The sequence below is a fragment of the Paenibacillus sp. S150 genome, from assembly GCF_019352175.1.
Lineage (GTDB): Bacteria > Bacillota > Bacilli > Paenibacillales > Paenibacillaceae > Paenibacillus_AQ.
Window position 1 is genome coordinate 148,748 of the sequence record NZ_JACBYI010000011.1, and the last position, 24,927, is coordinate 173,674.

At 53.8% G+C, this 24,927-nt stretch carries 18 protein-coding genes, 1 pseudogene and 1 riboswitch; of the genes and pseudogenes, 3 read left to right on the plus strand and 16 right to left on the minus strand.

The genetic code is table 11. The features are described 5' to 3' along the window. Positions 1-192: 192 nt before the first annotated feature. The 4 genes from phoU to pnpS all read right to left on the minus strand — a co-directional run bounded on the left by phoU (position 193) and on the right by pnpS (position 5,286). Positions 193-852, minus strand: coding sequence for a phosphate signaling complex protein PhoU (gene phoU, locus HYD27_RS13095; RefSeq protein ID WP_219215756.1), 660 nt, complete (start codon positions 850-852; stop codon positions 193-195). Between the two features lie 70 nt (positions 853-922). Beyond that, the gene (gene pstB, locus HYD27_RS13100) at positions 923-1,678 is read right to left on the minus strand and encodes a phosphate ABC transporter ATP-binding protein PstB (RefSeq protein WP_219215758.1); all 756 of its coding nucleotides are present in this window, start codon (positions 1,676-1,678) and stop codon (positions 923-925) included. 894 nt (positions 1,679-2,572) lie between these two features. Continuing rightward, a complete protein-coding gene (locus tag HYD27_RS13105) occupies positions 2,573-3,301 on the minus strand; it encodes a response regulator transcription factor (protein ID WP_219215760.1) in 729 nt (242 codons plus the stop codon). Between the two features lie 191 nt (positions 3,302-3,492). Further along, positions 3,493-5,286, minus strand: coding sequence for a two-component system histidine kinase PnpS (gene pnpS, locus HYD27_RS13110; protein WP_219215762.1), 1,794 nt, complete (start codon positions 5,284-5,286; stop codon positions 3,493-3,495). A gap of 216 nt (positions 5,287-5,502) precedes the next feature. Here pnpS and HYD27_RS13115 point away from each other — a divergent pair, with 216 nt between their 5' ends. Then, on the plus strand, positions 5,503-6,519 hold the full coding sequence (locus tag HYD27_RS13115) for a LacI family DNA-binding transcriptional regulator (RefSeq protein WP_219215763.1): 1,017 nt from the start codon (positions 5,503-5,505) through the stop codon (positions 6,517-6,519). A gap of 116 nt (positions 6,520-6,635) precedes the next feature. On the opposite strand, the gene HYD27_RS13120 is transcribed toward HYD27_RS13115, so the two are convergent. Beyond that, positions 6,636-9,563 (minus strand): alpha-amylase family glycosyl hydrolase, encoded by a 2,928-nt coding sequence (locus HYD27_RS13120; RefSeq protein ID WP_219215766.1) that lies wholly within the window; start codon positions 9,561-9,563, stop codon positions 6,636-6,638. A gap of 1,228 nt (positions 9,564-10,791) precedes the next feature. Next, positions 10,792-12,465 carry a fumarate hydratase gene (locus tag HYD27_RS13125; RefSeq protein WP_219215768.1) on the minus strand — a complete coding sequence of 558 codons (1,674 nt, stop codon included), beginning with the start codon at positions 12,463-12,465 and terminating at the stop codon, positions 10,792-10,794. 103 nt (positions 12,466-12,568) lie between these two features. Here HYD27_RS13125 and yfbR point away from each other — a divergent pair, with 103 nt between their 5' ends. Further along, positions 12,569-13,210 (plus strand): 5'-deoxynucleotidase, encoded by a 642-nt coding sequence (gene yfbR, locus HYD27_RS13130; protein ID WP_219215770.1) that lies wholly within the window; start codon positions 12,569-12,571, stop codon positions 13,208-13,210. A gap of 310 nt (positions 13,211-13,520) precedes the next feature. Here yfbR and thiH read toward each other — a convergent pair whose 3' ends face one another. From thiH to HYD27_RS13175, 9 genes are all read right to left on the minus strand, one after another. Next, positions 13,521-14,633, minus strand: a complete 1,113-nt coding sequence (gene thiH, locus HYD27_RS13135) for a 2-iminoacetate synthase ThiH (RefSeq protein WP_219215771.1) — start codon at positions 14,631-14,633, stop codon at positions 13,521-13,523. A 30-nt stretch (positions 14,634-14,663) separates the two neighbouring features. Then, entirely contained in the window at positions 14,664-15,428 is a 765-nt protein-coding gene (locus HYD27_RS13140; RefSeq protein ID WP_219215773.1) for a thiazole synthase, read from the minus strand. Between the two features lie 394 nt (positions 15,429-15,822). Beyond that, a complete protein-coding gene (thiS, locus tag HYD27_RS13145; RefSeq protein WP_219215775.1) occupies positions 15,823-16,026 on the minus strand; it encodes a sulfur carrier protein ThiS in 204 nt (67 codons plus the stop codon). A 35-nt stretch (positions 16,027-16,061) separates the two neighbouring features. Continuing rightward, positions 16,062-16,664: a thiamine phosphate synthase gene (locus HYD27_RS13150; protein WP_219215777.1), complete on the minus strand. Its 603-nt coding sequence runs from the start codon at positions 16,662-16,664 to the stop codon at positions 16,062-16,064. 119 nt (positions 16,665-16,783) lie between these two features. Continuing rightward, a riboswitch (TPP riboswitch) is annotated at positions 16,784-16,885 on the minus strand. Positions 16,886-17,059: 174 nt separating this feature from the next. Next, positions 17,060-17,929 carry an SDR family oxidoreductase gene (locus tag HYD27_RS13155; RefSeq protein WP_304623768.1) on the minus strand — a complete coding sequence of 290 codons (870 nt, stop codon included), beginning with the start codon at positions 17,927-17,929 and terminating at the stop codon, positions 17,060-17,062. An 859-nt stretch (positions 17,930-18,788) separates the two neighbouring features. Then, on the minus strand, positions 18,789-19,214 hold the full coding sequence (locus HYD27_RS13160; protein ID WP_219215781.1) for a hypothetical protein: 426 nt from the start codon (positions 19,212-19,214) through the stop codon (positions 18,789-18,791). A 121-nt stretch (positions 19,215-19,335) separates the two neighbouring features. After that, the gene (mdh, locus tag HYD27_RS13165; RefSeq protein ID WP_219215783.1) at positions 19,336-20,277 is read right to left on the minus strand and encodes a malate dehydrogenase; all 942 of its coding nucleotides are present in this window, start codon (positions 20,275-20,277) and stop codon (positions 19,336-19,338) included. Positions 20,278-20,295: 18 nt separating this feature from the next. Then, entirely contained in the window at positions 20,296-21,591 is a 1,296-nt protein-coding gene (gene icd, locus HYD27_RS13170; RefSeq protein ID WP_219215785.1) for an NADP-dependent isocitrate dehydrogenase, read from the minus strand. A gap of 169 nt (positions 21,592-21,760) precedes the next feature. After that, positions 21,761-22,873: a citrate/2-methylcitrate synthase gene (locus tag HYD27_RS13175; protein WP_219215788.1), complete on the minus strand. Its 1,113-nt coding sequence runs from the start codon at positions 22,871-22,873 to the stop codon at positions 21,761-21,763. A 399-nt stretch (positions 22,874-23,272) separates the two neighbouring features. Here HYD27_RS13175 and ytvI point away from each other — a divergent pair, with 399 nt between their 5' ends. Further along, positions 23,273-24,388 (plus strand): sporulation integral membrane protein YtvI, encoded by a 1,116-nt coding sequence (ytvI, locus tag HYD27_RS13180; protein ID WP_219215790.1) that lies wholly within the window; start codon positions 23,273-23,275, stop codon positions 24,386-24,388. Positions 24,389-24,648: 260 nt separating this feature from the next. On the opposite strand, the pseudogene HYD27_RS13185 reads toward ytvI, so the two are convergent. Further along, a pseudogene (locus tag HYD27_RS13185) lies at positions 24,649-24,927 on the minus strand (transposase domain-containing protein); the annotation flags it as partial.

The following is a 24,927-nucleotide window of genomic DNA, read 5'->3' on the forward strand; positions in this document are numbered from 1 at the left end:
GATAAATTCTTATATTTCAAGCAAAAACGGCATTGCCGTTCTTATGAAGAATTGCAGGATTTCCCAATGAACTCCGTTTAAAACCGCAAGCAGCGTGTTGACATAAAAAAGCAAGCCTTCATTTAAGAAAGCCTGCGCTTTGTCGAACAAGTCAATATCTGCACTGCCTGTTAAGAAAAATCGTGCGGCCCGCTATTGGTTCAGATCCGGACGCTTGCCGGTCACTAAGTAGACGACACTCTCGCCAATGTTGGTGGCGTGATCGGCAATGCGCTCGATATAACGGCCGACCAGCGTGAGCAGCATCGACTGATTCAGAAATTCCGGTTTTTCGACCATGTACGCATACAGCTCATTGATCATGCTGCTGTAGAGCTGATCGACCTGATCGTCATCCTGGGCCATTTTGTAGGCCAGATCGGTATTCTCATCCAGATAGGACTGGATCGCTTCCGTGGTCATTCTTGTTACAATCTCCGCCATACGCGGAATATCCACTAGCGGCTTAATGAGCTGCTGACCCTGGATACGCATTGTCACCTTGGCGACATCCAGCGCCAGATCGCCCATACGCTCCAGATCGCTTGATATTTTGAAAGCAACAATAATACGGCGCAGGTCCTTGGCCACCGGCTGCTGGGTGATAATGAGCCGCGAGCCGATTTCCATAATTCTGTCTTCCATGGCATTGAGCCGCAAATCCGCTTTGACGATTTCCTGTGCACGGACGGTATCCAGTGTCTGCAGAGCAAGTACCGCACCTTCCAGTGCATCCGTCACATGCTCGGCCATCTGCTGCAGCAGGCTGCGGAGCTCTTCCAAATCCTTATCGAATTCTTTTCTGCGAATCATGATAAAAGCGATCCTCCTCAAAAACTTATGGTCAGCTTGCTGTTGCCAGAACTGTGCCGCTCTCCAAGAATCAGCCGAAGCGTCCTGATATATAATCTTCAGTGCGGGAGTCCTTGGGATTCGAGAACAGCAATTCCGTATCCGCCGCCTCCACAATCACACCGTTCAGGAAAAATACAGTGCGGCCCGATACCCGTGCGGCCTGATGCATATTATGCGTGACCATGACAATCGTATACTTGTCCCGCAGCTCCTGCACCAGTTCCTCAATCTTGAGGGTGGAGACCGGGTCGAGCGCAGAGGTTGCCTCATCCATCAGCAGAATATCCGGCTGGACGGCAAGCGCTCTGGCAATACAAAGCCGCTGCTGCTGGCCGCCGGACAGGCTGAGTGCCGATTTCCTGAGGAAATCCTTGACTTCCTCCCACAGGGCGGACTGGCGCAGGCTTTGCTCTACCAGCACATCCAGCTCCGCTTTGCCGCGCACTCCATGCAGACGGGGGCCATAGGCCACGTTGTCATAGATCGATTTGGGAAACGGATTGGGCTGCTGGAACACCATGCCCACCTGCTTGCGCAGGCTTTCCACCTCAACCTCGTCGCTGTAAATGTTTTTGCCGCCAATGTTAACGGTTCCTTCAATTCGTGTGCCGGGAATCATGTCGTTCATTCGGTTAAGTGTGCGCAGCAAGGTGGATTTTCCGCAGCCGGATGGCCCGATAAAAGCGGTCACTTGCTTCTCGGGCACTTGCAGGTCCACGCTCTTCAGCGCCTGAAATGACTCATAGAAGAGATCAAGCTTCTCTATGTCAATGATGGATTTCATTAGTTTATGTGTCTCCTTCTCATCATCTTCGTACCCCATGATAAGCTTTCAGTGTAAATGGAGTTGTAGAGAATTGTTAACGCAGTGTAAAATCAAATGTCAGGTTTTCCCCTTTGACAGCAAACCAGGGCTATACCGGCAACTCGTACCCCGGTTCGCAATCCCTTTATGATTATCCTGGTGCTTATTGCCAAAAATCATACCAGTATTCTGTAAACTCAATGTCGAGTTAAGGTTACGGGAGCGTTAAAGACAGGTTTTGTCGCAAAATGTCAAGCAGAAACGGCTTCGCCGTCTTGGCCGGGCAGCGCAGCTGTTAGCATTTCAGGTGTAAGGCTGGCGCTGAAGCCAGGCGGGGAGCCAGGCGGAAAAGATCACTTCATATTCCCCCAGCCGCTTTTTCGCAAGGGCAGCGGGAAAAAGGCTCCCTAATCGATCCGTTTCTCTCCCCTGCAGAGGAATACGCCTACATTAAGATGGAACTTGAACCATTCATCCAAAGAGCAGCCATTTTAGTGGGAAAAAGGATAACTAATTCACCGCATTCGGAGACTGGATCATCCCTAGTGGGAAAAAGTACAACTAATTCGGCTGAAATCAGCCCTATAGGGTGAGCAGGCCTCCATGAAGTGTACAAAATCCCACTAAAGCCCGTTCAAGCCAGAATTCCAGCCCATTAATGTTACTTTTTACACTTCGCTTCAGTCCCGTATGAATCTCTTCCTTGCGTTCCATCAGCTTGTTCAGGAAATTCTTATATTTACAAAAAGCCTCACAATGCGGAGGCTTAAAAATGCAAACTGAAATAGCTGCACCGCCCTTGCGAAGAAGCTGGTATTTTTGCCAGAGTGAAATCTATAAATCTTGCTTGCGGACAAAAAGAACGCCGTCATTTTAAATGACCGGCGTTCTTTTTTTGTTCACTACAAGTTTGTAGCCTACACCGCGAATTGAATCGATATGCACCGATTCCGGGTCCAGCTCCAGCTTTTTGCGCAGGGAGCTGACATGCACATCCACCGTACGCTGCCCGCCGATGTAGTCAAAGCCCCAGACAGCGTTCATCAGATCATCACGCGTAAGCACGACTCCAGGCTTGCGGGCCAGATACAGGAGGACCTCGAATTCCTTCGGACGCAGATTAATGCTCTGGCCGCCCAGCGATACCTCATACCGTTCGGGATAAATCTCCAGCTGTCCCAGGATAATGGTTGATGCAGATACCGCAGCTTCCGGCTGAACTTCCTCGGCCAGACCGGATATCCGCCGCAGCACTGCACTGACACGGGCAAGCAGCTCCGATACGCCAAAGGGCTTGGTGATGTAGTCATCAGCGCCGGACTTCAGGCCCCGGACCACATCCTCTTCGGCATTTTTGGCGGTCAGCACGATCACAGGCGTGCGGATGCCCTGACTTCGCAGCTTATCCAGAATATCAATTCCGTTCATTCCAGGCAGCATCAGATCCAATACGATCAAGTCAAAAGGTTCTCTAGTCGCACGGTCGTATCCTGCCGTTCCATGATCCTCCACTGTGACCTCATAGCCTTCCTGCGTCAAATTATAAGACAGCAGCCGGGACAGTGTTGGTTCGTCTTCAATGACAAGCAATCGTTGTGCCATAGTTTCCCCCGTCTTCATATGTTTTCAATTTTACAAAACTGCAGGCAAGCCCATCATATCACCGTAATGTTAACCCGGTGTAAAATAACAAAGGTTTCATTATATTTCCGGCCGTTAAATTAATAGTAGCGCCTTGCTCCCCTGCTGGCAATCCGGCAGGGGCAAGCTGTTATCCGGTCCACACGGTCTGCTCAGTATGCTTCTTCCTGCAGAAGCGGAAGCTTCAAAATAAACGAGCTGCCGATTCCCAGATCGCTCTCTACCGAAATCGAGCCTTGATGCAGCTCTACCAGATGCTTGACAATCGACAGTCCCAGTCCGGTTCCGCCGGAGCTTCGGGATCTGGCCTTGTCCACCCTGTAGAAGCGTTCAAAGATCCGCGGCAGGTCCTTGCGCGGAATGCCCATGCCGGTATCCCGGACGGTAAAGACAACCGTCTCCGTACCGTCCTCCTTCTGGCCGGTCACAACATTTACATTCACACTTCCTCCATCATGGGTGTAATTAATCGCATTGGACAGCAGGTTCATGAAGATCTGGCGCAGCTTATCCTCATCCCCTTCTATGAACAGCTCTTCGGGTACCTCCGCGCGCAGGCTGATATTCTTCTTCTCCGCCACCTTGCTTAGCGTTTCCAGCACGGAATCGAAGAATTCAATCAGATGCACAGGCGAGCATTCGAGCTGCACGCGTTTGGATTCGATTTTGGACAGCTCCAGGATATCGCCGATCAGGCGGTTCAGCCGCTCATTCTCATCATAAATGATCTGGAGGAAGGAGCGTGCAGTCTTCTCATCCGTGACCCCGCCGCCAAGCAGCGTCTCGGCAAAGCCTTTTACTGCGGCAACCGGAGTCTTCAGCTCATGGGATACGTTCGCCACGAACTCGCTGCGCATTTTCTCCAGGCGGCGAATCTCCGTCACCTCCTGCAGCAGGAACAGCATCCCCCGGCAGGAGCCGTCCTGAATCATGGGCACGCCATCCAGACGCACAATCCGCTCGGCGGGATTATAAATGCTCCGCTCTTCATGGATAGGCTCATTGCGGGAGACTCCTTCCTCTATGAGACGCGTAAGCTCATAATGATGCTTCAGTTCCTTATAGGAATGGCCTGTCATCTCGCTGTTCTTCACATCCAGCAGCCGTTCCGAGGCCCGGTTCAGCAGCGCGATTTCTCCTTCTGCATTGATCATCACGATGCCGCCTGTCATATTGTCCAGCACGCTTTGCAGCAGATCCTCGTTGTCACGGATCGTCTTGAGCTGGGCCTGCAGGCTGTCCGCCATGGCATTGATCGCAGTTGCCAGCTGCCCGACCTCGTCTCTGCGGTTAATGGGAACCCTCGCATCATAGTCCAGGTCGGTAATCCGCCGGGCCACTCTTGTAATCTGCTCAAGCGGAGAGGTCATGCCGGAGGCAACCTTGTAGCTTACAAAGGCCGCTGCGATGAACAGCAGCAGCAGTCCTCCCGCCATGATCATCCAGGCCCGGTTAAGCCCCTCCGACACCGCATCCAGACCCATGGAAAGCCGGATATAGCCGTCAAAGCCCTGGTCTGAGGTGACCGCACCGGCGACGTACAGCATCTCGCGGTTAAGCGTATCACTGTAACGGATCGCACGGCCAATTCCCTCTTTTGCTGCCAGCACTTCCTCCTCACGGGTGGAATGGTTATCCATCTCCAGCGGATCTTTCTCCGAATCTCCGATGACTTGGCCGTCCCTGGTAATAAAAGTAATCCGTGAATTGGTCAGCTTGGCGATTCGCTCAGCCTGCTCCGTATAATAGCTGACCGCATCCGGACTGCCTGTATCGATAAATTGAAAGGTGCCTGAGAGCAAATTTATTTCCCGGGACATGTTTTCTTCCAGCACGGAAATATGCGAATCCTTAAAAAGCTTGGCCATTGTTACACCGGCACCGAGCATGGATATGCCGACCAAGGCCATCAATATTAACGTCAAACGAATGCGGAACGGTCTCATTAGAATATGTCCTCTTCCTTGTCGTAGTGTCCTTGAGAACATCCTACCTTCATTTCCGGCAAAATGCCAGTTCCCCGAGCGATTATCAACGCAGTGTAAAATCAAGGGCTGAATGTACAGGAATCCTGCAAAAATGCTGGTATTATGACATGACGCAACAAAATGATAAACTATGAGATGAAACCTATCCTTTTCCAATTCTTGTGAGGGCTGCCGATGAAAGCGACGATTTCTGATGTTGCAAAAGCCGCCAATGTGGCTAAATCCACCGTATCCAAGGTGTTGAACGATTCTCCCAAGATCTCCAAGGAAACCAAGCGCAAAGTGCGTGAGATTATGAAGCAGATGAATTATATTCCGAGCAGCATGGCTACGGGGCTAGCCAGGCAGAGCAGCCATACGGTTGGCCTCCTGATTGACATGTCCAAAGAGAGCGAATTCCTGAACCAGTTCTTTTACAATATTATCGGAGGCATTGAGAGCGTGATCGGCCCCCTGGGATACGAATTGACCCTATGCAATATCCAGCAGCATGCTGCGGAGGGCCATTTCCTGAACAGGCTGGTGCTGAACCAGCGTGTCGACGGCATTATTGCCAACAATTCGGTGCTGACCGAGGAACTGTCCAGAGAGCTGGACCGGCTGGCCTTCCCCTACGTCTCCATCGGTGAGATGGATATTGCCGCAAGCTGGGTGGATTTCGACAACGAAGCAGGCGGCAGAATGCTGACCGGCCATTTGCTGGAGCGGGGCTATTCCAGCCCCGCCTTTATAGGCGGCGAGCGGAACGAGAGGATTTTCAGCCGCCGTGCAAACGGCTATCTTCAGGCATTGCAGCAGTCCGGCCGTGCTGTCCGCCAGGACTGGATTATAAACGTTCAGGCGGATGAGCATGAAGGATACCGTGCAGCAAGGGAGCTTCTTCAGGGCGAGGACCGGCCAGATTCGGTCGTATGCATGACCAATTATCTCGCTTTTGGTGTGCTGAAAGCTGCCCGTGAACTCGGAATTGCGGTTCCTGGCCAGCTTGGCGTTGCCGCTTTTGATGAGTATCCCTTGTCCCGCTACACCACTCCTCCCCTAACCTCGCTGAATATTGATACCTTCAGACTGGGAGTCACCTCCGGCCAATGGCTGATGGGCCATATACAGGGAAGCCGTACAGCTGCACAGCAGCAGCTGCTGGAGCCGGAGCTCATTGTGCGCGAATCCACCGCAAAGCGCCTTCAATAGGCTGTCTCTGCATCCATGGAATTTCCCCTGCACAGCAAGGAGCGGCTCCCGGGAAGGGCCGCTCCTTGCTGTATACCTCTGATAACACATGGAATATATATTGCTCAGCCAAGCTGCTACAGATCCTTCCAGCGCTGCACGGTCAGTGTTACTGTCTGCGCCCCGCCTGCGGGGGTCAGGGTCCGGTTCGCAATGTCCGCACCGCCCGTGCTTGTCTCCACGGTGGCCCAGCTTCCGCGCGTTATTTTATACTGCAACGCTGTTCCCGCCGGCAGGCTCAGGGTGATCGAATACACGCCATCGCCGCCCTTGGTCAGCTGATACGCAGGGTCCGCCGCGTTCCAGCTGTTAAAACTGCCGGTCAGATACACCGGCCCGCTTGCAGGAGTCGTGCTTGGCACGCTCACCCTGAAGGTTACGCTGTCTGCCTGCGGCTCTCCTGCTGCGATGCTGCCGTTCACCAGACTCCAGCTGCCTGCAGCAAAGTGATAATTGCTGCCCCCGTTGTTGTCCCAGGTGCCGCTGCCGTTGTTGAAGGCCGCCGTCAGGCCTGCCGCTGTGCCGAGGGGTATCGTGGCCATATTGTAGCCCGGATAGGAGGATGCCTGCATCTGTACTCCCGGCGATGTGGTCCAGACTGTCGAACCGTCCAGGCTATAATGGATATAAGAACTGTTGTATGCGGTATTCTTATAGTAAACGGTCACTGAATTGCCAACAGGTGTTGCCGTTGGCGTTGGCGTCACGGTCGGTGTGGCTGTCGGTGTGGCTGTTGGCGTTGGCGTCGGAGTCGGCGTTGGTGTCGGAGTCGGCGTTGGCGTCACCGGTGCTCCCGCCTGGATGCTTCCGGTTGGCGTGTAGGTCCATGTGCCGGTGCCGAAGAAATAATTGCTGCCGCCGTTGCTGTCCCAGGTGCCGCTGCCATTGTTGAAGCAGGCTTCAAGCTGGGTGGCGGAGCCAATGCTGATCGTTATTTTGTTGTAGCCGGATACTTCGGCTGCCGGCATGACCGCGCCCGGTGCTGTCGTCCAGGTTCCTCCGGCCGGACGGTAATGAATATAAGGCGTGGAGTAGCCCTGCTTGTAATAGATCGTTACATTATTTCCTGCCGGAGTGGTTACAAGCGCCGCTGCACTGAGTGCCGACAGGTTGCCAGCGGCATCAAAGGCTTTTACTGAATAGCTGTAGCTGGTTTGCGCTGACAGCCCGTTGTCTGTATAAGAGGTGGTTGCCGAAGTTCCGACTTTTACTCCATCGCGGTAAATTTCATAGCCGGTTACTCCGACATTGTCCGTGGACGCTGTCCAGCTGACTAGCGCACTGGAGGCATTCTGCACTGTGGCTGTCACATTGGTTGGAACAGTCGGTGCGGCAGTATCGGCAACCGGCTGTGTTGTGGAATAGATCTTCGCCGCATTGGCACCTACGTTTACGGTAATTTGTCTGCCGGTTGTTCCGCCCGCTTGTACAGTTACGGTGTCGGATGTGTTCAATTGATTGATCAGAACCGTCCCGGCCGTCAAGGTGCTCTCTGCACGCAGCGGAATTGTAACGGTCTGCGATCCGCTGGAAGCATTACTGAATACAGAGACTGCTTCCTGGCCCACATTGGTGCCGCTGTCGATGCGGCGCGAGAAGGCATACAGGTTCTGTGCTGACCACATTTCACGCTGGGTGCCTGTACGAAGGGCCGGATTATTCTTGCGGATTTCATTCAGCTTGGCAATATGCTGGTAAGTGCTGGTATTTTCATTAAAATAATTCTCCAGGACATTACCGTTCGCATCCCGTTTCACCATTGACCAGCGGTTCCAGGTATCGGCGATTCCACCTGTCATGATCTGGCCGTTGCCATTGCCTTTATTCTGCTCCGTCCCCTGGAAGACCACCGGTGTTCCCCGGACAGTAAAGATAAACGAAAGTGCATTCTGCAGCTTCTCAACACTGCCTCCGGCTTCCGTCAGGAAGCGGTTACGGTCATGGTTGTCGATAAAGGTAACCATATGGTTCGCATTTCCGTTGTAATAAGAATCTTGAGCAAGCGTACCCTTAATGTTGGAGTCAAAGGACTGCCCGTAAGCGAAGCTGTTCAGCACGGAGAAAAACAATGGAAAATCAAGCATGCCCCATTCCTTGTCCGTGCCTACCCAGCGGGAGACAAATTCGGCATTGCCGTCAAAATTCTCGCCAAAGGTGTTCACCCCGAGGAGGTTCTGCAGCTCGCCGATATCCGTCGGCTTAATCAGCTTGGCCGCATCCACGCGTGCGCCGTCCGCTCCTGTATAGTCAAACCAGCTTTTTATGGAACTGAAGACGGCTTGTTTGGCCTCAGGAACATCAAAGTCGATATCATCCAGCCCCGCAAGATCGTGATTTTCTATATAGTCCTGGGCCCACTGATCATATCTTCCGTCTACCAGGGTCCAGTCAATATCTCCGTTATGATGGTACCAGGCCGGATTGTTAAAAGGGGCTGCCGGCTGCAGTCCCGCTATATCATAATAAGCCTGGGTACCCAGCATATAATCTCCGATATGATTCGGCACAACGTCGATAATCACCTTAATCCCAAGCGCATGTGCGGAATCCACCAGCTCTTTAAGCTTTTCCTTGGTCCCAAAGTAGGGATTGGCGCTATTGGGGTCCTTAACGTTGTATCCATGGTAGGCTGTGTTTTTGCCTGTACCGTTGTTGTCGCGGCTCGTCATCTGCGGCTCTGCAACCGGAGAAATCCAGATCGCGGTGTAGCCCATGTTATGGATATAGGGCAGTTTGTCGATAATCCCTTGCCAGTCGCCGCCCTTCATATAGCGGAAATCATCCTCGGAGGTTTCGCCGTAACGGATGGCAGCGCCGGTAGCATTATTGGACGTATCCCCGTCATTGAAGCGGTCAACCATAATCTGATAGATCGTGTCATTCTCGGTAACGGTGCCAATGCTGGCTGCTTCAACCCGTGCAGGCGGCAGCACAAATAAATTCGCCGTAATGGACAGAACAATGGATGTGATCAGAACCGGAATAAGCCATATTTTACGTTTCATTCCTCATCTCCCTCTCATAAAAGCGCATATAGAGCTTTACAGCCTATGAATACCCTTACATCACTTGCAAGACTATACCACGGGATAAGGAAACCGGTTTCCCTTATAAAAATTACCACGCAATGTATGCGTTGTCAAGCATAATAAATATCTTTCACTGAATCAGGTTTCCATGGCTGCTGAAGCAAGGTGCATTCTCCCTGAAAAAGCATCCTGCCGCGCGAATCAACCGGGATACTGGAAGCTGAAACTATCACGGCTGATACTTATTCGGCCACGCAGTCTGCTTCCGGCGTAATTAAAGGCACTTTTACCTCATTCCGCCACCTAGCCCGCTCCAGCCGAATTCAAAGGCACTTTTACCTCACATTCCATCACCTAGCCCGCTCCAGCCGAATTCAGAGGTATTTATACCTCTCATTCCACCACCTTGGCCGCTCCAGCCGAATTCAAAGGTATTTATACCTCTCATTCCACCACCTTGGCCGCTTCAGCCGAATTCAGAGGTATTTATACCTCTCATTCCACCACCTTGGCCGCTTCAGCCGAATTCAGAGGTATTTATACCTCTCATTCCACCACCTTGGCCGCTCCAGCCGAATTCAGAGGCATTTTCACCTCACATTCCACCACCTTGGCCGCTCCAGCCGAATTCAGAGGTATTTATACCTCTCATTCCACCACCTTGGCCGCTTCAGCCGAATTCAGAGGTATTTATACCTCACATTCCACCACCTAGCCCGCTCCAGCCGAATTCAAAGGCACTTTTACCTCTCATTCCATCACCTAGCCCGCTCCAGCCGAATTCAGAGGTATTTATACCTCTCATTCCACCACCTAGCCCGCTCCAGCCGAATTCAGAGGCATTTATACCTCTCATTCCACCACCTTGGCCGCTTCAGCCGAATTCAAAGGTATTTATACCTCTCATTCCACCACCTTGGCCGCTTCAGCCGAATTCAGAGGTATTTATACCTCTCATTCCACCACCTAGCCCGCTCCAGCCGAATTCAGAGGTATTTATACCTCTCATTCCACCACCTAGCCCGCTCCAGCCGAATTCAGAGGTATTTATACCTCATTCCACCACCTTGGCCGCTCCAGCCGAATTCAGAGTACTTTTACCTCATTCCGCCATGTGCCTGCTTCCGGCGAAACAAAAAGCCCTCCCCCATCAGAAATGGGAGAAGGCTTAAGGGAGAATTACGGCATAGCTTTATTTCACAGCTTATTTAAACACAGGCTCCCGGAATTGGGCCAGCTTGGCGGCGGAGTCCTTCTCCACATCAGCATGCAGGCTGTTGCCGTGCGCGTCCATGGTCACAATTGCCGCGAAGCCGTCCACCTGCAAATGCCACATCGCCTCCGGTATCCCGAATTCCATAAAATCGACGCTGTTCACCTTTTTGATGCACTCGGCATAATACTGCGCCGCTCCGCCAATCGCGTTTAGATAGACGCCGCCGTGCTCCTGCAGCGCCTTCAGCGTCTTGGGGCCCATGCCGCCTTTGCCGATAACGGCGCGGATGCCGAACTTTTTGATGATATCGCCTTGATAGGGCTCTTCACGGATGCTTGTCGTCGGGCCTGCCGCCTTCACATGCCAGCCCTCATCGTCCTTCAGCATCACCGGTCCGCAGTGATAAATCACGGCTCCGTCCAGATCAACCGGCGCTTCGTGGTCCATCAGATATTTATGCAGCGCATCGCGGCCGGTGTGCATTTCCCCGGACAGAATGACTACGTCTCCCACCCGCAGGCTGCGGATGTCTTCCTCGCTGACGGGTGTAGTCAGCCGGACCTCACGCGAGCCTCCAGCCGCTTCATCCGCAGGTTCACCGTCATGATTCACCGCTGCTTCTGCAGCAGAGAGCACTGCAGGCGCAGCAGGAATCGCCGCATCCTCGGGAACAACCCCCAAGCCACCACCGTCTGCAGCCGCACCCACGGTCTCCAGCACAGCCGCAGGTTCGGAGCGGTCTTCAGCCCCCACAGAGATTCCCGTACCGCTCTCATAGAGCCATTGCTTAATGTCTCCGGTTGCCGGATCAATCAATACACCCTGGCGGCGGAATGCCCAGCAATTATAGGCCACGGAGACAAAAAAACTGGCCGGAAGCCGGTTCATCACACCGATCTTGCAGCCCAGCAGCGTGACTTCCCCGCCGAAGCCCATCGTGCCGATGCCCAGCTTGTTGGCATTCTCCATAATATAATCTTCCAGCTTGCCGAGATCCCCATTCGGGTTGACATCCTCCACCTTGCGGAACAGCTGTTTCTTGGCCAGCTCATAGCCGGCAGTACGGTCGCCGCCGATGCCCACACCGATGAAGCCCGCACTGCAGCCCTGTCCCTGGGCCTGATAGACCGAATGGAGAATGCACTTGCGGATGCCGTCGAGATCGCGGCCTGCTTTGCCGAGGCCCTCCAGCTCCGCCGGAAGGCTGTACTGGATGTTCTTGTTCTCACAGCCTCCGCCCTTCAGAATCAGCCGCACATCCACACCTTCTTGTTCCCACTGCTCAAAATGGATGACCGGTGTGCCTGCTCCCAGATTATCCCCGCTGTTCTCGCCTGTCAGCGAGTCTACGGAATTGGGTCTCAGCTTGCCGTTCTTCGTGGCCCGGATAATCGCATTATGGATATCCTTCTTCATCTCAATCTGATTCACACCTACCGGTGTATGAATGATAAAAGTGGGCATTCCCGTATCCTGACAGATTGGCGAGACCTGAAGCTCAGCCATGCCGATATTCTGCGCAATGGTGGTGAGTGCGAGGCCGGATCGTGTAGCCCGGTCCTCCAGAGCACGTCCCCTGGCTACCGCCCGGCGCACATCGCCAGGCAAATTTGTGGAGGTCTCTACGATCAGATCATACACGCTGTCTTCAAAATGCTGCATCTTCAGTCCAGCTCCTCTCCATGCGTTCGCGGTTATCCAAACTCTGTTACAATTAGCTTTATCATAACATATTAAACCACGCATGAAAGGGGTTACTTCAAAATTGAATTACCATTTTTCTGCCTATCTCTACCGGCTTCAGTATATCCAGCGCTGGAGCCTCATGCGCAGCACCGCACCGGAGAACGTGGCGCAGCATTCGTTCCAGGTAGCCCTGCTGTCGCATATGCTCTGCTCCATCGGCAATGTCCACTTCGCCCGCTCGCTGAATGCCGACCGGGCCGCCGCGATGGCTCTGTTCCATGACGCCACCGAGGTCTTCACCGGCGACATCGCCACGCCGGTCAAGCACAACAATCCGCTTCTGCTGTCCAGCTTCCGCGACATGGAGCGGATCGCCGCCGAGCGGCTGGCGGCGATGATTCCGCCTGAGCTTACCGCCGTCTATGCACCGCTCCTGCAGCCGCAGGACTGTCCCCCCGGCTCCGGGGATGCCGGACTGCTGCGCTATGTCAAAGCAGCGGATCATCTCGACGCCTATTTGAAATGCGTCTGGGAGGTCGCCGCAGGCAACCGTGAATTCGCCGCCGCCAAGGCGCAGACCGCCGCCAAGCTCCGCGGGCTAGACATGCCGGAGATGGATTATTTCCTGATCCACATGGCTCCCGGCTTTGAGATGTCCCTGGACGAGCTGTCTGCCGGAGCAGACGGCGCACAGGCTGCGGATGGCGCGGACAAACCGTGAGAAACAGTAGACAAGTTCAATAAGGCGGCGGCTCCGCACACTCACTTTTTGAAGCGAATGGAGTATTCGGTTATTCGCTACTATTTTTAAAGCCTGGCTGCGAGAAAAAAGGACATCATATGCGGGTCCAAAGTAAGGGTTCACATTCTTGCTGAAAGCCGGGTGGAAATAGTAAAACTAATTCTCGAAATGCCGCTTCACAGCAGTGTGTAGTGGTATTTTGTACACCTAAGTACTCCCCACAAACTCCTGCCGCACCAGAGCTCAGCATGCATACAGCCAATTAGCTCCGCTGCCACAGCAAGCCTTGTTACACCTGAAGCGCCAGAAGGTCCCAATCCTTAAATACCGGCTGCAGGCCGTTTGCGTGAAGCATGTCCGTGATCTCCTGCACATTCCGGTTATCCGAAATTTCAAACTGCGGCGTTCCGCCTTCCCGGGTGTGTCCCCCCACCTCGGTTGAGACGCCTGCGGACATTTTGGTAATGCCCAAGTGGATCAGATGATCGCGCAAGGCTGCGGGCTCCCGGGTGGACAGGGTAATGCCGGAACGGGGCAGAAACAGACGGTAGGCCAAAATAATCTGTACCAGCGCCCGGTCGGTTACATCACTCTCCGGATTGAATTCGCCCAAATAAGGCCGGAACCGCGGGGCGGATAAGCCGATTTCGCATTCCGGGTACTTGTCCTGCAGATACCGTGCATGCATCGCTGTCATGAAGGCCTCCTGCCGCCAATCGTACATTCCAAGAAGAGCACCGATGTTGACCGAGCGGAATCCGGCCTGACAGCCCCGTTCGGGGGCGTCCAGGCGGTTGCGGTAGACTCTTTTGGGACCTTTCACATGCAGCTTGCGGTACGTTTCCTGATGGTAGACCTCCTGGTACAGGGTCAGTCCATCCACTCCCGCTTCCCTAAGCTCCCGGTATTCTTCAGTAGACAGCGGATTCACCTCAATGCTGACGGAGGAAAAGTATTCGTGCAGAATTTCTGCGCATTCCTTCACATAAGCGGACGGACTTTCCCTCCGGGATTCTCCGGTCAGAATCAGAATATGACGCAGGCCTGTGGCAGAGATAGCCTTGGCTTCCTGCCGCACCTCTTCCGGCGTCAGTCTCTTTCTCGGAAAATCATAAATCGAGCTGAAGCTGCAGTACGTACAATGATTGACGCAGAAATCGGCGAGGTACATCGGCGTGAACATCTGCATCACATGGCCGAAATGCGTACGGGTCAGCCGCTGCGCACGCTGGGCCATCTCCTCCAGGCAGGATTCCGCAGCCGGAGACAGCAGGGCCTGCAGATCCTGTTCGTCAAGGCGCTCCTTGCACAGTGCCCGTTTCACATCCTCCTGCCTGTACTGCTTCCACAAGCGCTCGTAAGGAAGCTGCTGGAGACGGGTCAGTGGTTCAAAAAAGCTCATATTCCTCCCTCATTTCCGTTAGATTGCGAATCAATTCAGAAAGCCTGTCAAAGGCGAAGAGGCGACTGCCGCCTCTTCAACCGGACCCAGTCCGGCCAGATAGGCCTTGCGGCCTGCGGACACTGCCTCGCGGAAGGCTTCGGCCATCAGCAGCGGGTCGCGGGCAGTCGCAATAGCCGTGTTCAGCAGCACAGCAGAGGCTCCAAGCTCCATCGCTTCCGCCGCTTCGGACGGACGGCCGATTCCGGCATCCACAATAATCGGGAGCCCCACTTCGGAGATAAGAATCCGCAGCAGCTCTCTGGTCTTCAGACCTCGGTTCGAGCCGATGGGGGAGCCTAGCGGCATAATGGCGGCGGCTCCCGCCTGCTTCATCCGCAGCGCAGCTGACAGGTCCGGGCTCATATAGGGAAGCACCACGAAGCCTTCGGCGGCGAGGATTTCCGTGGCCCGGATCGTCTCCAGATTATCCGGCAGCAGATACTTCTGGTCTTTAATGACTTCAATCTTGACCCAGCTTCCGAGTCCCGCGGCTCTGGCCAGTCTGGCAATCCGCACAGCCTCTTCTGCGGTACGCGCGCCGGAGGTATTGGGCAGCAGGGTCATACACGATGGAATATGGCTGACAATATTATCCTGGCTCTCCGGGTCGACCCGGCGCAGGGCAACCGTGATCACCTGCGAGCCTGAGGAGGCAATCACCTCGGGAATCAAGGCATTGCGGCTGTATTTGCCGGTGCCGATGAACAGCCGGCTCGATAAAGACACGCCGCCAATAACAAAAGGATCTAACATAAACCCGCCTCCCAGAATATGAAATACAGTAGTGAAAATAAGCTAGCTTGACGAAGAACGGACACACCTGACGGCGAAGCAAGGCTTTGGCTTTGGCCCAAAGCTCTAGCCTGGGAGCTTCAACAACGGCATTTCTGCGTTGTTTCGGAGACTATATCATCTGAACTTGAAAAGTTAAGAACGGCCGATTAAGATCCGTATGACAATTCGAAGCTCATTTAGAAGCTCATTTAAATGAGGGGTCGGGTGTATTCTATTGCACTCTCTGCAATAGATTTCCCCTGTATCGTCCGAAAAACGGAAGCTATTGTACTTTGTACATTAGACATCCATGCCGCTTCCCCGTAACTTCTCCCCCACTGTAGAGTCCTAAACTCCGCCCCCGGCCCTGGCTTCAGCCTCCCCCGACAAAATGCACAAGCTCCAAACGGTCGCCTTCATTGAACGCCGTATCCGCATAATGCTCCTTGCCGACAATCTCGCCATTGCGCTCCACGATGACGAGCCGTCCGTTCCATTCCGGACGGCCCAGCAGGTCGGCCACGGTCCGGCAGTCTTCCGCATACTCGGCGGCTTTGCCATTGATGATCAGATTCATGCCTTCTCACCTCCTTTGCGTGTTACATTCACCGTTCACGCGTTCTGAACTGCCAGCCGGTAAGCCCGGGCAGCGGCTGCAGCATCCTCCGCACCGCAAATGCCGGACATTACCGCTATGCCGGCTGCACCCTGCCGGAGCACTTGTCCGGCATTGACCGGCTCTATTCCGCCGATGGCAATCAGCGGAATGCTGCTGCTGCGCACTGCTCCGGCCAGCAGCTCCAGGCCGCGCTCCTGCTGTCCCGGCTTGCTGGCGGTGGGGAAGACATGGCCGAACAGAACGTAGTCCGCCCCCTGCCGGCCCGCTTCCGCAGCCTCCGCCGCCGAATGAACCGACCTTCCCAGCCGCAGGCCCGGGGCGGCAGCGCGTGCAGCCGCCGGAGACAGGCTATGCCAGGCAAGCTGCACACCGCCCGCTCCGGCTCCCAGCGCAACATCCAGCCGGTCATTAATGACCAGTCTGGATGCGGGAATTCCGGCTCGCAGCAGCCGCTCTGCCATGTCCAGCAGTTCCAGGGCGGACCGGTGCTTTTCCCGGAGATGGATATAGTCCACCAGCGGATACACAGCCGCCGCCAGGCTGACGAACCGTTCCGTCTCCAGCTTCCCGTCCGAAATCAAATGAATTTCAGCCATTCTTCTCACCTTCCATCGCCAATCCTTTACAGCCAAAACACAAAAAGACCACCCCCGCGATAGGAGGCAGTCAGAAATTTGTACAGGAATAAGGGCTGAAAATTGCAACCCACCTGCAGTTCATTCATTCTCCACTTTCCTACGCTGGTATCAACCAGATCAGGTTCAAAGGGTCCGAACGTTCCGTTCGTCTCAGCCTTGCGGCACCCCTAGTGACATATGCGTATTCAATTTGCTGTTGTGGTCCATCTTAACATATTATTCTTCCAAAAAGCTATACCTGCCGCCCAGCAATTCATATCTTCTGAACCGGCGCAAAAAAGAGCGGCCCCGGATGCTGAGGCACACTCTTGAATATCTGTATTTTCCTGTCAGCCTGGTCTGCACAGCTGCTCTTACCCGTTGACAATTTCACCGCCGTTAACATGCATCACCTGTCCACTGACATAGGATGAATCATCGGAAGCCAGATAGACATAGGCCGGTGCCAGCTCTTCCGGCTGCCCCGGACGCTGCATGGGCTGGGTGCCGCCGAATTCACTGACCTTTTTGGCATCAAAGGTTGAGGGAATCAGCGGTGTCCAGATCGGACCCGGTGCCACAGCATTGACACGGATGCCTTTTTCCGCCAGATTCATCGACAGCGAGCGGGTGAAGCTGAGGATTGCGCCTTTGGTAGACGAATAATCCAGCAGCTGCGGGCTGCCCCGGTACGCGGTAATCGAAGTCGTGTTGATGATTGTGGAGCCTTTTTTCAAATGCGGCATGGCTGCCTTGGTCAGGTAGAACATCGAGAAAATATTCGTGCGGAACGTCCGCTCAAGCTGCTCGGAGGTGATATCTTCAATCTTGTCCTGCGGATGCTGTTCGGCGGCATTGTTGATCAGGATGTCCAGCTTGCCCAATCCCTCAACCGTCTTGTTGATCAAATCCTGGCAGAACGCTTCTACTCCGATGTCACCGGCGACCAGAATACATTTCCGGCCCTCCTGCTCCACCTGGCGCTTGGTTTCTTCGGCATCGGAATGCTCATTCAGATAGGAAATGACCACATCCGCACCTTCCTTGGCAAAATGAACGGCAACCGCCCGTCCAATTCCGCTGTCGCCCCCCGTAATGAGAGCCGCCTTGCCCAGCAGCTTGCCTGCCGCCTTATAGCTTGACGTTTCAAATTCCGGACGCGGATTCATCTCGCTCTCTATTCCGGGCTGCCGGTCCTGCACCTGCGGCGGCAAGGTTTTTTGAGCTTGATTGTTTTCTGGCATGATCCATTCTCCTTTCGCTGTGCAATCTTGGTTGTGCCACATCCTGTTAGGATGGCTTATGAGTTTTGGATTATACATCAGGGACAATAGCTGAATTCGCTTTACGTAATGTTACTTACCACACTTCACAGCCGGCCAAACAGAAAACAGAGCCGTTTCCGGCGAAAAGGCCGGATAGTTGCATTCATTTCTCTGCCCACCCAGCGGCAAAGGATTCACCGGCTTTGGCAGGCAGCGTCTTCTGCGCATCTAGTAAATACCTTGCTTCAGAGGGAACAAACTGGCTATGCCGTCCTTGACTGGTGGACAGCGCAGCTGTATTCAGGTGAAAGATTGCCTGCTTGAAAGTCGTTTGGAAGCCACCCGAGTGGAAAAAGTGAACTTAATTTTCTCCATCACCCATTTTTCGCAAGCGTTAGTGGGAAAAAGGAACCCTAATCCATCCGTTCCCCCCTTATAGAGGGAAATATGCTTAAAATAAGTTACCTTTTTCCCACTATTCCCTCTCCCGCAAGTTTTTTTGTCCATTTAGGTTCACTTTTTCCACTTCAGTCCATTCACGTCCTTGCCCCGGTAGTGATCCCGGGTGCCCCTGAATTCCGTGCTTCTTCCTGCAAAACATAGAACCCACAGGTTCAGCACGGCTACCACGCCTTTTAACTTATACATACCTTATCCGCAGCAAAAGAAATTCATAATTTCCTATACAAGCAGAAACGGCTTCGCCGTCCTTGTAAAGGACGGGGTGTTCCAGCGAGAAATAGAAGGATAATGGATAGCGTGAAACATATAAATGCTTATATTTCAAAAAAAAGCCCCGGCAGCCGCAGCCGCCAGAGCCATCTCATCTTACATCTCCTTAGATAATATGTCTGTACACCATGAAAAACATCATCACAATCAGCACCGCCATCAACAGCAGGCTCATCGTCCGGAGCTTCGCGGTATGGCCCGACACATCGCGGTTCTCGCGCATTCCGGCCGCAGCAAGACGCAGGGGCTTGCTCATGATTCCCCCGAGGGCAAACATCGCCAGCAGTAGTACAACAACGACAACCATCCAGGCCACGGTATAATCCCCTTGCGTCATCATATAGCCGCCGGTCAGCAGCTGAATGACCAGCCCGTACTGGGCAAACCGGTTGAAGCCGCCGATGGCGGTAAGCGTCCCTTCTTTGGCTGCAGCAGAGAGCTTGGCCGTACCGCTCAGAATAAACGGCAGCACCAGATAGAAGCCGAGCGCCAAGGTCCCGATCATATGTAGGAAAAAGAAAATCCGGTCCATGCTTAACCTCCTCACTTCTCACTGTGATATAAGTTACATCGTTATTATACCCAACCGCCTTGCCGATGAAAAGAAAGCCCTCATTCCATAAACGCAAATGAGGGCTTGTGACAGCTTGAAGTCAGACTGTAACTACTGAAGTTACCGCACGTACTGAATCCGCAGACTTATCCAGAGCCGCCTGTTCTTCCGCTGTCAGCTCCAGCTCATAAATCTTCTCAATGCCATCCGCGCCAAGCAGTGCCGGAATGCCCATGAAGAGGCCATCGTAGCCGTATTCCCCTTCAAGCAAAGCGATGACGGGAATGATCCGCTTCTTGTCCTTCAGAATGGCTTCCGTCATCTGCACCAGGGATGCCGCCGGTGCGTAGTAAGCGCTGCCGTTCCCCAGCAGGCTTACAATCTCTCCGCCGCCGACGCGTGTGCGCTGCACGATTTCCGCAATCCGCTCAGCCGGGATCAGCGTGTCAATCGGAATGCCTCCGACACTGGAGTAACGCACCAGCGGAACCATGTCGTCGCCGTGTCCACCCAGAACAAAGCCGCGCACATCCTCCACCGAAACATTAAGCTCCTGGGCGATGAAGGTGCAGTAACGTGCCGTATCCAGCACGCCGGATTGGCCGATTACACGGTTTTTGGGGAAGCCCAGCGCGTTATAGGCCACATAAGTCATGGCATCCACCGGATTGCTCAGGATGATGACGATGGATTCCGGAGCTACCCGCTTCACATTCCCGCAGACCGATTTCACAATGCCTGCATTGGTGTTGACCAGATCATCGCGGCTCATCCCCGGCTTGCGGGCAATGCCTGCAGTGATAATTACGATATCAGAATCCGCCGCATCCTCATAGCTTGAGGTTCCGGTAATCTGGGCATCGAAATTCTGCACAGGACCGGCTTCAAGCATGTCCAGCGCCTTGCCCTTGGTCGGGTTCTCCAGCTGGGGAATATCCAGCAGCACCACATTGCCAAGCTCCTTCTGGGCAAGCATAAGCGCCGTGGTGGCGCCGGTAAAACCGGCACCCACGACTGTAATTTTATAACGTTTGATGGCCACGAATTGTCCTCCCAAAGATTACAGATGATTGATGATTTCGTCAGCAAACGCGGAGCATTTCAGCTCTGTTGCACCTTCCATCTGACGGGCGAAATCGTAGGTAACGGTCTTGTTGTTGATTGCAGTGCTCATGCCTTTGTAGATCAGATCCGCCGCTTCCTGCCAGCCCAGGTGCTCCAGCAGCATTACGCCGGACAGGATAACCGAACCCGGATTCACTACGTCCTTATCGGCATACTTCGGTGCAGTGCCATGAGTGGCTTCAAAAATGGCGTGTCCCGTAATGTAGTTGATATTCGCTCCCGGTGCAATGCCGATACCGCCGATTTGCGCAGCCAGTGCATCGGACAGGTAGTCGCCGTTCAGGTTGAGCGTAGCGATAACATCGAAATCGGTTGGACGGGTCAGCACCTGCTGCAGGGCGATATCCGCAATCGCATCCTTGACGATGATTTTGCCGGCCGCCTCCGCTTCCTTCTGGGCTGCGTTCGCCGCAGCCTCGCCGCTCTTCTCCTTAATCGCATCATACTGATTCCAGGTGAAGACATGATCGCCGAATTCCTGCTCAGCCACTTCGTAGCCCCAGTTCTTAAATGCGCCTTCGGTGAACTTCATGATATTGCCTTTATGCACCAGCGTTACGCTCTTGCGGCCATGCTTGATTGCATATTCAACGGCGGAGCGGACCAGCCGCTTCGAGCCTTCCGAGGATACCGGCTTGATGCCGATGCCGGAGGTTTCCGGGAACCGGATTTTGTTCACACCAAGCTCGTTTTGCAGGAAATCTATTACCTTCTTCACTTCGGCGGAGCCTTCCTGATATTCGATTCCGGCATAAATATCCTCCGTGTTCTCACGGAAAATCACCATATCCACCAGCTCGGGATGCTTCACAGGCGAAGGCACACCGTCAAAATAGCGTACCGGACGCAGGCAGACATACAGATCCAATTCCTGGCGCAGCGCCACATTCAGGGAACGGATACCTCCTCCGATTGGAGTAGTCAGCGGCCCCTTGATCGCTACGATGTACTCACGGATTGCTTCCAGGGTATCATTCGGCAGCCATTCACCATATGTATTGAAGGCCTTCTCGCCGGCAAATACTTCATACCAGGCAATCTGCTTTGCGCCGCCGTAGGCTTTGGCTACTGCGGCATCCAGTACCCGTTTGGAGGCTTTCCAAATGTCGCGTCCTGTACCGTCACCCTCAATGAACGGGATGATCGGATGATCCGGAACGAGCAGCTTGCCGTCTTCGATTGTGATTTGTTCGCCTTCTGTCGGCAGATCGTATTTTTCCAGTTTCAACATTAGTGGGTATTCCTCCTAAAAGTTTTGTAGTGCATGGCTTCCTTGCGGCAGTTCATGCAAATATGGAAGCATCTGCTTAATGGGGGCAGCCCGCACTTCGGAAGCACAGGCTTTGGACTTGCGCATATTTCATTCTACTAAAGGGGTGGAGAGGCCTGCAAGGGCCGCTTTATCTTTCGTCCACCGGAATGTACTTTTGTTCGGACATGCCTGTGTATTCCGCACGCGGGCGGATGATGCGGTTATCCTCATATTGCTCCAGAAAATGTGCAGTCCATCCCGAAGTGCGGCTGATCGCAAAGATAGGCGTGAACAGCTCCCGCTCAATGCCAAGCTGCGTGTAAACCGAAGCCGAATAAAAATCGACGTTAGGCTTGAGGCCCTTTTGCGAAGTGATCAGCTCTTCGACCTTGACAGACATATCGTAGAGGGTTGTGTCATTCTTCATCATTCCCAGCTCGTGGGACATCTTCATCAGATGCTTGGCGCGCGGATCGCCATTCTTATAGACCCGATGGCCAAAGCCCATAATCTTCTCGCGGCGTTCCAGCTTTCCGCGGATGTATGGCTCTACCGCATCCAGGCTGCCGATCTCCTCCAGCATCTTCATAACTGCTTCGTTCGCGCCGCCGTGCAGCGGCCCCTTCAGCGCACCGATGGCCGATGTCACACCCGAATAAATGTCCGACAATGTAGCCACAGTTACGCGTCCGGCAAACGTGGACGCATTCAGTTCATGATCGGCATGAAGCACAAGCGCGGCATCCAATGCTTTGACGGATACGATATCCGGTTGTTTGCCCCAGAGCATGTAGAGGAAATTCTCGGCAAGCGACAGGCCTTCCTTGGGAGCTACAGGCTCCAGGCCTTTGCGGATGCGCGCCAGTGCAGCCACAACCGTCGGAATCTGCGCCTGCAGCTTCACGGCCTTGATCTCATTGGCCTCACGGCTCATATCGTCTGCCGCTTCGTCATAGAGGGCAAGGCTAGATACAGCCGAACGCAGTGCAGCCATAGTGTTGGCTTCCCTGGGATACAGCTTCATTTGCGCAATCACCTGATCCGGGATAGGGGCAAAGGCGCTGAGATCACGCTGCAGTGCCTGCAGCTCGGGAGTCGTCGGCAGATTGCCGAACCATAACAAATATGCGGTCTCTTCGAAGGTGGCTTTCTCCGCAAGTTCATCAATATCATAACCGCGGTAAGTGAGTACTCCGTCCACAATGGAGCTGATCGAGGAGGTAGTGGCAACAATGCCTTCCAATCCTTTAGTAGCTGTCATAATCTCTCTCCTTTGCCAACAAGGGTATAAAAGCTGTTTTTTCGCTCATGAAAACATTTACATTTTGATGTATTCAAATCTTAAATAACCAGGCGCAGCGACATCCTGCAGAGAATGCAACGAACTTTCGGCATGTAACCTTTATTTATCATACCGGATTTTGACGGTTATGTGAACAACGTGGGAGCTTTGCAGCGGATCAAATGATTTTATCGGACAGATAGAAAAAAACTTCCGAAATCCCTGTTTCGTGGTTGCGCTTTCAGTTTATAGAGGCAGCCTCGCTGCGGCGGACTGGGGCCTCCCGGTAACCGGATAGTCTTTAAATTCAATCTTTGAATATATATTAGACGAGCTGGTTCTATGAGTCAGCAGCCTGTGACCCTGGAGGGATCAAGCATGGATTCGCTGGTATTAAAAAGAGTGCTGCGCGGCCTCTGGGTTGTGCTTGCCGCCTCATTGCTGCTGGTGGCGGTCTATGTATTGCTCCCGCTCGTGTATCCTCTGCTGCTCGCCTACCTTCTCGCCTATCTGATGCATCCGCTGGTGCTTATTCTAAGAGGGTTCAAGCTTCCGCGTTGGCTCGCTGTGACCCTTTCGCTTCTCTTCTATGTGGGAGGAACTGCGCTGGTGCTGACCGCGCTGATTACCCGCCTTGTCAAAGAGCTGATTGTGCTGCTTCAGACCTTTGATCTCCATACCGGCCAGTGGCGGGAGCTGCTGCTGTCCATCAGCCGGAATGCTAGTATTCAAAATATTATTAACCAAATCAACCAGTTCTACCACGATAACCCGAACTATCACGCTACGATCGACAGCAATATCAGCAGGACCACCGAGACGGTCGGCCAGGCCATGACCCAGGTGATTACCGGGTTCTTCAATATGATCCTTAAGCTGATCTCCGCACTGCCCAGCATGGGCACCATTCTTATCGTCATCATGTTATCCGCCTTTTTCCTCAGCACCGGCTGGGAACGGCATAACGCCAAGCTTAGAGCAATAGTGCCTGCGCCGCTGCGCAGACCCGTATCGGAGATCTGGCAGGACCTGCGCAAAGCGCTGTTCGGCTATCTGCGGGCACAGCTGGTGCTGATCTCGATCACAGCCGTAATTGTCATCATCGGCCTGCTGCTGCTTGGCGTGAATTCCGCTTTTGCCATCGGGCTGACGATTGGCCTTGTCGATCTGGTTCCCTATCTCGGCGTAGGCATCGTGCTGCTTCCGTGGGCGCTGTACTCCTACATGACCGGCAATCTGGCCCTCGGCATCGGACTGTCGGTGCTCTATGCGGTGATCCTTATTACCCGCCAGGTGCTGGAGCCGAAGGTGCTTGCGAGCAGCATAGGCCTGGACCCGCTTGCGATGCTGATCGGCATGTTCGCCGGCCTCCAGCTGTTCGGCATGCTCGGCCTGCTTCTTGGCCCCGTCCTGCTGGTTGTGCTTGACGCCTTCCACCGGGCCGGCGTATTCCGCGCCCTGCACAGCTATATTGTCAGCGGCAGGCTGCATTGAGTCCCGGAGTGCGCTTACTCCCGGCGGCTGGACCGACTGAGCCGATTAAGGGTAACCTGCAGCTAACGGAATCCCGCGGAATAGAACCGCGGCTCGCAGAAAGCCAACGCTCCAGCAGAGCTGGAAAATCAGTTTCTGCGTAAGCGTCAAATACAGACCACCCAGCATAGCCGTCCGATCTATGAGAGGATGGCATCACGACGAGGGAATGCCGAATAGCCCCCATTCGGTGGTGAATCGGGGCAAGCGGGATGCTTCATTCAATTGGATGGCGGTATTCGAATGTCCGCCGGTAGAGTCTTGGACCAGGGCAACAGCCCATCCAATACCGTCGTATCCTTGGGGTCAGGCAACTGGGGTAATTGCTCCAGCACATAGCGCAGTATTCGTACGGATTCAGCCCGTTTTCTTACGCCGTTTCGATCAGGCTGTACGTAACAGCGCTGGCCTTCGCTCCCTTGGGGGTGTTGGCAAACAGCCAGTTCTTCCGCCCGATCACAAACGGTTTGATCGCCCGTTCGCTTCGGTTGTTGTCCAAC

Coding starts and splice junctions, on each gene's coding strand:
- HYD27_RS13120 (WP_219215766.1), bottom strand. CDS start 9,563: ATGAAACGTAAAATATGGCTTATTCCGGTTCTGATCACATCCATTGTT.
- HYD27_RS13125 (WP_219215768.1), bottom strand. CDS start 12,465: ATGCAGCATTTTGAAGACAGCGTGTATGATCTGATCGTAGAGACCTCC.
- phoU (WP_219215756.1), bottom strand. CDS start 852: ATGATTCGCAGAAAAGAATTCGATAAGGATTTGGAAGAGCTCCGCAGC.
- HYD27_RS13160 (WP_219215781.1), bottom strand. CDS start 19,214: ATGGACCGGATTTTCTTTTTCCTACATATGATCGGGACCTTGGCGCTC.
- ytvI (WP_219215790.1), top strand. CDS start 23,273: ATGGATTCGCTGGTATTAAAAAGAGTGCTGCGCGGCCTCTGGGTTGTG.
- pnpS (WP_219215762.1), bottom strand. CDS start 5,286: ATGAGACCGTTCCGCATTCGTTTGACGTTAATATTGATGGCCTTGGTC.
- HYD27_RS13140 (WP_219215773.1), bottom strand. CDS start 15,428: ATGTTAGATCCTTTTGTTATTGGCGGCGTGTCTTTATCGAGCCGGCTG.
- HYD27_RS13175 (WP_219215788.1), bottom strand. CDS start 22,873: ATGACAGCTACTAAAGGATTGGAAGGCATTGTTGCCACTACCTCCTCG.
- icd (WP_219215785.1), bottom strand. CDS start 21,591: ATGTTGAAACTGGAAAAATACGATCTGCCGACAGAAGGCGAACAAATC.
- thiS (WP_219215775.1), bottom strand. CDS start 16,026: ATGAATCTGATCATCAATGGCAAAGCCGCCGAGTATGCGGAAGACTGC.
- HYD27_RS13105 (WP_219215760.1), bottom strand. CDS start 3,301: ATGGCACAACGATTGCTTGTCATTGAAGACGAACCAACACTGTCCCGG.
- thiH (WP_219215771.1), bottom strand. CDS start 14,633: ATGAGCTTTTTTGAACCACTGACCCGTCTCCAGCAGCTTCCTTACGAG.
- HYD27_RS13150 (WP_219215777.1), bottom strand. CDS start 16,664: ATGGCTGAAATTCATTTGATTTCGGACGGGAAGCTGGAGACGGAACGG.
- HYD27_RS13115 (WP_219215763.1), top strand. CDS start 5,503: ATGAAAGCGACGATTTCTGATGTTGCAAAAGCCGCCAATGTGGCTAAA.
- pstB (WP_219215758.1), bottom strand. CDS start 1,678: ATGAAATCCATCATTGACATAGAGAAGCTTGATCTCTTCTATGAGTCA.
- HYD27_RS13155 (WP_304623768.1), bottom strand. CDS start 17,929: ATGCCAGAAAACAATCAAGCTCAAAAAACCTTGCCGCCGCAGGTGCAG.